This window comes from Cytobacillus sp. IB215665, from assembly GCF_033963835.1.
Taxonomy (GTDB): domain Bacteria; phylum Bacillota; class Bacilli; order Bacillales; family SM2101; genus Nanhaiella.
In genome coordinates this window covers 51,897-58,218 of the sequence record NZ_JAXBME010000024.1, presented here as the reverse complement: position 1 = coordinate 58,218, position 6,322 = coordinate 51,897, and the positions used below count along the sequence as shown (strand labels likewise).

The window sequence follows — 6,322 nt, the reverse complement described above, 5'->3', positions numbered from 1 at the left end:
GCCGCCAGCGTTCGTCCTGAGCCAGGATCAAACTCTCCAATAAAGTTTGATTGCTCATTTGTTCAAAAAAAATTAACGTTGACGCTTTTGTTTTGTTTAGTTTTCAAAGAACATTTCAGCTGCGTTTTTCTTGGAGCAGCTTTATTATAATAACATCGAATCTTGTCTAAGTCAACATCTTTTTTTGTCGACTTTCATCAATAATTGTCGTTGTTTCTTAGCGACGAATAATAATATATCATCTATTTTAATAACAATCAATAGTTTTTTTAATAAAATTTTAAAGAAACTTTATTAATTGTTGAATCTTCATCTAAAGCATTTATTAAGACCCCGTTTATAAACAATGTTACTATTATTACTAAACTAGAATTTAATGATGTTGTTTTGCGCAACAGTCATCATTTTATAAAGGCTCATTTCGTAAACTTCGCTACTATTTCTACAAAAACAAGCAGTATGATAGCTTTAAAAGAGCTTAATAGTTGTAAAAAGTAGACAAAATATCACGAACGCTAGATGTAAAAGTCCTTATATCTAAGAAGAAAATCAACATTCAATACGAAAACTGGTTTTATAGAAGAAAAGATGAATGCCAAAAAATCTAGTTATATACATATGTTGATCAATATAGGAAAAACAACTTTATGAAAAAACCCCCTAAACGACAAGTTTAGGGGGAATTAACTATTTGTTTCTCATTTGAGGGAATAACAGCACATCTCTAATGGATGGAGCATTCGTTAACAACATGACTAATCTGTCAATTCCAATTCCTAATCCCCCTGTTGGTGGCATTCCATACTCCAACGCCTCAACAAAGTCCTCATCCATCATATGCGCTTCATCATTGCCTTGCTCACGTTCTTTTATTTGTGCTTCAAAACGTTGCCTTTGATCAATAGGATCATTCAGTTCGGTAAATGCGTTGGCATGTTCACGACCAACGATAAACAGCTCAAAACGATCAGTAAAACGCGGATCTTGTGCGTTTTTCTTAGCTAGAGGAGAAATTTCTACTGGATGACCATAAATAAATGTCGGTTGTATAAGTTTATCCTCTATTTTTTGTTCGAAGAATTCATTTACAATATGTCCATATAACATATTATCATTTATTTCAACACCATGCTCTTTCGCGTGAGCACGTGCTTCTTCAACACTCATCTCTTTCCAGAAGTCTACGCCAACATATTCTTTTATTGCGTCAACCATGTGTAGCCTTTTCCATTTTGGCTTTAATTCTACTTCATCATCACCATACATAACAGTTGTAGACCCGAGTACTTCCTCTGCAATATGAGCGATCATATTTTCAGTTAATGACATAATGTCTTCAAAATCTGCATACGCCTCATAAAGTTCAAGCATTGTGAATTCCGGGTTATGACGAGTAGATACACCCTCATTACGAAAAACACGACCAATTTCATAAACTTTTTCTAAGCCACCAACAATTAATCTCTTTAAATGTAATTCAATTGCAATTCTCATATATAAAGGGATATCTAGAGCATTATGGTGAGTAATAAAAGGTTTTGCCGAAGCTCCGCCTGCGATTGAGTGCATCATCGGAGTTTCTACCTCTAAATATCCATTGTTATCTAAATAACGTCTCATAGATTGAATAATTTGGCTTCTAGATATGAACGTTTGCTTACTTTTAGGGTTAGTAATTAAATCTAAATATCGCTGACGATATCTTTGCTCTATATCCTTTAAACCATGGTATTTATCAGGTAATGGTCTAAGTGATTTTGTTAATAATTCAAATGAAGTTGCTTTAATAGAAAGCTCCCCAACTTTTGTTTTAAAAACAGTACCAGAAATTCCAATGATATCTCCAATGTCTGCGATGGTAAAAGTCTCATATGGTGCATCACCTACCGCATCTTTTCTAACGTATATTTGGATTTGATCTGTCAAATCTTGAATATGCGCAAAACCAGCTTTACCCTTCCCTCGTTTTGTCATTATTCTACCTGCTATTTTAACTTGTACTTCATTTTGTTCTAACTCTTCCTTAGAGTAATGATCCAATGTGGAAATCAGCTCTTTAGCGGAGTGTGTACGTTCAAAACGTTTTCCAAACGGATCAATCCCGTTTTCTTCTAACTTATGTAATTTTTCACGTCTGACTACTAACTGATCATTTAACTCTTCTGTACTCATACCTATCAACTCCAATATTATTTTTCTAACAAAAAAAGAGATTTTATATACTTCTAGTTCAAAAGAAGCGTTACTTATCAAGGGCTCTTCCAACAACAATCTATACGAAAACAGCCATTGTTAAAAAGAAAAACCCGACATTGCCGAGTTATTCTGAAATTGAGTTAAGTCTAAAGAATTTAGTTTCTAAAAAGCGTTGGAATCCTTTCCGCTGAAGTTGCTTATGCCTTCAACGTGAAAGGGTGATACTTTTCTTCCTTTAGAAAAACTGCCAGCGATAGACTGGCAGTATATAAACGTCTTTTAGGGGTTATTATATTCTAGGCCATACTTGATGTCAAACAACTTTCGCTACACTTTGCTGTTTATTTTCCACATCATCAACGAACTTTATTAGTAGATTTACTAAGTCCGCTCTATTATGACAATCATTTATAGCATTCCTTACTCTTGCATTGCCTTTAATCCCTTTTAAATACCATGCTGCATGCTTTCTCATTTCTTTCACAGCTATGTTCTCATTTTTCAGAGCAATTAGTCGGTCAAGGTGTAAAATACAAACATCTATCTTTTCTCGAATTCCAGGCTCTTCAATTAATTCACCCGTTTCAAGAAATTTGACTGTACGGTATATCATCCAAGGGTTACCTAATGCCGCTCGTCCTATCATTACCCCATCACAACCTGTTTGCTCAAGCATCGCTTTTGCATCCTGTGGAGATTCAACATCACCATTTCCGATGATCGGTATATTAACTGCTTGTTTTACCTGTTTAATGATATCCCAGTTTGCCTTACCCTCGTACATTTGCTCACGAGTTCTCCCATGTAACGATACAGCTTTTCCTCCGGCACGTTCAACTGCCATTGCATTCTCAATTGCAAATATATGATCATCGTCCCAACCCATACGCATTTTCACAGTGACAGGTTTTTGTACAGCATCAACTACAGCAGCAACCATCTCATATATTTTAGCTGGATCAAGCAACCATTTTGCACCTGCATCACACTTTGTAATTTTGGGAACTGGACATCCCATATTAATATCAATAATATCAGCTGTTGTGTTTTGTTCTACAAATTTCGCAGCTTCTACAAGAGTCTCTTTTTCTCCACCAAATATTTGCAAGCTGAGCGGCTTCTCTCGTTCATCAATATAGAGCATACCTAACGTCTTTGCATTTTTATATAGAATGGCTTTATCGCTTACCATTTCTGCACAAACAAGCCCTGCACCAAATTCTTTTACAGTTAGACGGAAGGCTGAGTTACATACACCAGCCATAGGCGCTAACACAACAGGGTTTTTCATTTGTAAATCACCAATCTTTAGCATATTTGTCCCTCCTTGTTATATACTTCTAATCTATATAATTGACTTATAGGTCACTAAATGGCGATAACTCACCTATACTTACTTCAAGTTTATCCGAAATATTTTTCACTAACTCTTCGCTAGGTAATCGATTTCCTCTCTCTACCTCTCCTAACACAGTTATTGAAACCCCAAGATCTTTTGCAAAACTTTCTTGGGTATAGCCCTTTAGCTTTCGAAAAGCTCGAATACGTCTTCCCCAATTCTCCGTTTCCATACATGTACCCCTTCTCTATCAATTAATTTGTTGATATTAACCGATGATGAATCGACATCCTTTACAAGGACAACATGTTGATCGATCTCTAACAATGGTACCATGACGAATGCTCTTTCAAGCATACGTGGATGTGGAACAATAAGTTGCTCTGTTTCAATATTTTCTTGATTATATAACAAAATGTCAAGGTCAATTGTTCGCGGACCCCACCTAATTTCCCTTTTTCTTCCTAATTGTTCTTCTGTATGCTGACAAATCGTTAATAAATCAAGTGCTGAAAGGTCTGTATTAACTTTAATTACCATATTCAGAAATTGATCCTGATCTGTATAACCAACAGGGTTTGTCTCATAAATTGATGAAGTTTTCATTATAGTAATTTGAGGATGCAATTGTAAACTTTTAATAGCCTTAAACAAATATAATTGTCTATCACCTTGATTAGAACCTAGTGCAATATAAGCTTCTCGTGTCATTTAGCGACTCCTTGTTATGAATACTGCTACATCTTTATAATAACCCGGAATTGGCGGGCCAGGCTTTGTTATTTTCACAGTACATTCTTCTATTGGAACGAATGTTGCTAATAAATCAGCTGCAATTCTTTCGCCCACTGATTCTATTAACTTATATGGTTTTCCCTCCACAATACGTTGGCAAATTTCATATACTTCACCATAGTTAACTGTATTTTGTAATTGATCAGTTTGACCGGCACTTGATAAGTCGAGGTGAAGCTCAACATCTACTAAAAACCGCTGTCCTAATTTTGTTTCTTCAGTAAATACCCCATGATAACCATAAAACATCATTTCATTGACAACTATTTTATCTATTGTTCTTCACACCTTTCCCTACCAAGGCATCCATCATCGTGGCCATTCTAGAAATTTGCATAACATCATGAACTCTTACGATGTGGCATCCTTTTTCTATACCTAAACAAACAGTCGCACCTGTACCTTCTACACGTTCAGCTGGTGGCAAATCCAAAACTTGTCCAATGAAAGACTTTCGAGATGTCCCTAATAACACAGGGTATCCAAGCTTGTTTAACTCATCTAAATGTCGTATGATTTCAAGATTCTGTTCAAAAGATTTTGCAAAACCAACACCAGGATCTAAAATGATGTTATTATCTTTCACTCCGGCAGATTTAACTATAGACACACTCTCTCTCAAATCATTAAGCACATCAACAATAAAGTTTTGGTAATTACGGTTAGTCCGATTATGCATTAATACAATTGGAACTTGATAATGTGCAGCTACCTCGGCCATTTTCCGATCAGCCTTAGCACCCCAAACATCATTGATAATATGAGCACCAGCCTCAATTGCCTGCTTAGCTACTTCAGCCTTATACGTATCTATAGATATCGCCACATTCACATTTGCCGCAACTTCTTTTACAACTGGAATAACTCTTGATAATTCTTCATCTAACAACACTTTGTTTGCCCCAGGGCGTGTTGATTCTCCTCCGATATCAATAATATCAGCACCTTCAGAAGTCATTCTCTCAGCATGTTTTACAGCTAATTCGATCGAATTATATTTACCCCCATCTGAAAATGAATCAGGTGTAGCATTGACTATACCCATAATATAGGTCTTCTTAGTAAAATCTAGATGATAAGGTCCACATGATAACTGTAAAGGCTGACCTTTCACTCGTTTCACTCCTTCCAAAAGCTTTGTAGGTCACCCCTACTCCATAACGATTTTTTCGTTTCATCGTACTGCTTCTTCAAAGTATTAAAAACGTTGCCCTTATTTCCCTGAAAATATCTATGCTCTATTTTATATATCGGTATCAATTCTTGAATCGAATTTGTTACAAACACCTCATCAGCCATTAGTATTTCATCTAGTTTAAATAACCCTTCATCAATATGCAAACCATTATGTTTTGCAAGAGTCATTACAAATTGTCTTGTAACTCCGTTCAAAATCCCTGTTTCTAGAGAAGGTGTGTAGATTTTATCGTTCTTTACCCAAAAAACGTTCGACACAATCCCCTCTGCAATAAATCCATTTTGAGATAGGAATATCCCTTCCTTTGTCGCATCTACCCCTATCTCTCTCTTCCCAAAAACATTGTTTAAAAAATGATGTGACTTTAAACGACTTTTTCCTTCTGGTGTATTTCTCTTTGTTTTTAGAAATACACCAGCTTTTTCAGCAACTGGTACTTGCAGTGGTTTTATATATATAATGACGGTAGGTTTTGTATAATGTTCAACCGATAAACCAATATCTCCTACTCCAGCTGAAACATTCAATCTAACGTAAGAATTTGTAAGGTTGTTTTTGTTAAGTAAACGAGTAATTATTGAGAAAATCTCGTCTCGATGCAGCTCTATATCTATCGCTAAACTGTTTAACCCTTCATTTAACCTTGAAAGATGATCATCCAACAAAAAAGGGTGTCCATCATATACTGCAAGTGTCTCAAACAAACCTATTCCATACATATACCCGTGGTCAAATGGAGAGATCTTCGCATCTTCTTTTTTTATAATTTTGCCGTCTAAGTATATATACATAAA

The 6,322-nt window shown here is 35.6% G+C and carries 7 protein-coding genes; all 7 read right to left on the bottom strand.

The window, feature by feature from the left end:
• Nucleotides 1-687 precede the first annotated feature (687 nt).
• The 7 genes from lysS to pabC all read right to left on the bottom strand — a co-directional run bounded on the left by lysS (nucleotide 688) and on the right by pabC (nucleotide 6,319).
• On the bottom strand, nucleotides 688-2,172 hold the full coding sequence (gene lysS / locus SLH52_RS21050) for a lysine--tRNA ligase (RefSeq protein ID WP_320211160.1): 1,485 nt from the start codon (nucleotides 2,170-2,172) through the stop codon (nucleotides 688-690).
• 337 nt (nucleotides 2,173-2,509) lie between these two features.
• A complete protein-coding gene (gene dusB / locus SLH52_RS21045; protein ID WP_320211159.1) occupies nucleotides 2,510-3,511 on the bottom strand; it encodes a tRNA dihydrouridine synthase DusB in 1,002 nt (333 codons plus the stop codon).
• Nucleotides 3,512-3,554: 43 nt separating this feature from the next.
• Nucleotides 3,555-3,767 (bottom strand): helix-turn-helix transcriptional regulator, encoded by a 213-nt coding sequence (locus SLH52_RS21040; protein WP_320211158.1) that lies wholly within the window; start codon nucleotides 3,765-3,767, stop codon nucleotides 3,555-3,557.
• Entirely contained in the window at nucleotides 3,719-4,246 is a 528-nt protein-coding gene (gene folK, locus SLH52_RS21035) for a 2-amino-4-hydroxy-6-hydroxymethyldihydropteridine diphosphokinase (RefSeq protein WP_320211157.1), read from the bottom strand. Before folK ends, SLH52_RS21040 begins: the two co-directional genes overlap by 49 nt.
• Nucleotides 4,247-4,606 carry a dihydroneopterin aldolase gene (gene folB / locus SLH52_RS21030; protein ID WP_320211165.1) on the bottom strand — a complete coding sequence of 120 codons (360 nt, stop codon included), beginning with the start codon at nucleotides 4,604-4,606 and terminating at the stop codon, nucleotides 4,247-4,249. It lies immediately after the preceding gene.
• On the bottom strand, nucleotides 4,599-5,375 hold the full coding sequence (gene folP, locus SLH52_RS21025; protein WP_320211164.1) for a dihydropteroate synthase: 777 nt from the start codon (nucleotides 5,373-5,375) through the stop codon (nucleotides 4,599-4,601). Before folP ends, folB begins: the two co-directional genes overlap by 8 nt.
• Before the next feature lie 74 nt (nucleotides 5,376-5,449).
• A complete protein-coding gene (pabC, locus tag SLH52_RS21020; RefSeq protein ID WP_320211156.1) occupies nucleotides 5,450-6,319 on the bottom strand; it encodes an aminodeoxychorismate lyase in 870 nt (289 codons plus the stop codon).
• Between the last annotated feature and the right edge of the window lie 3 nt (nucleotides 6,320-6,322).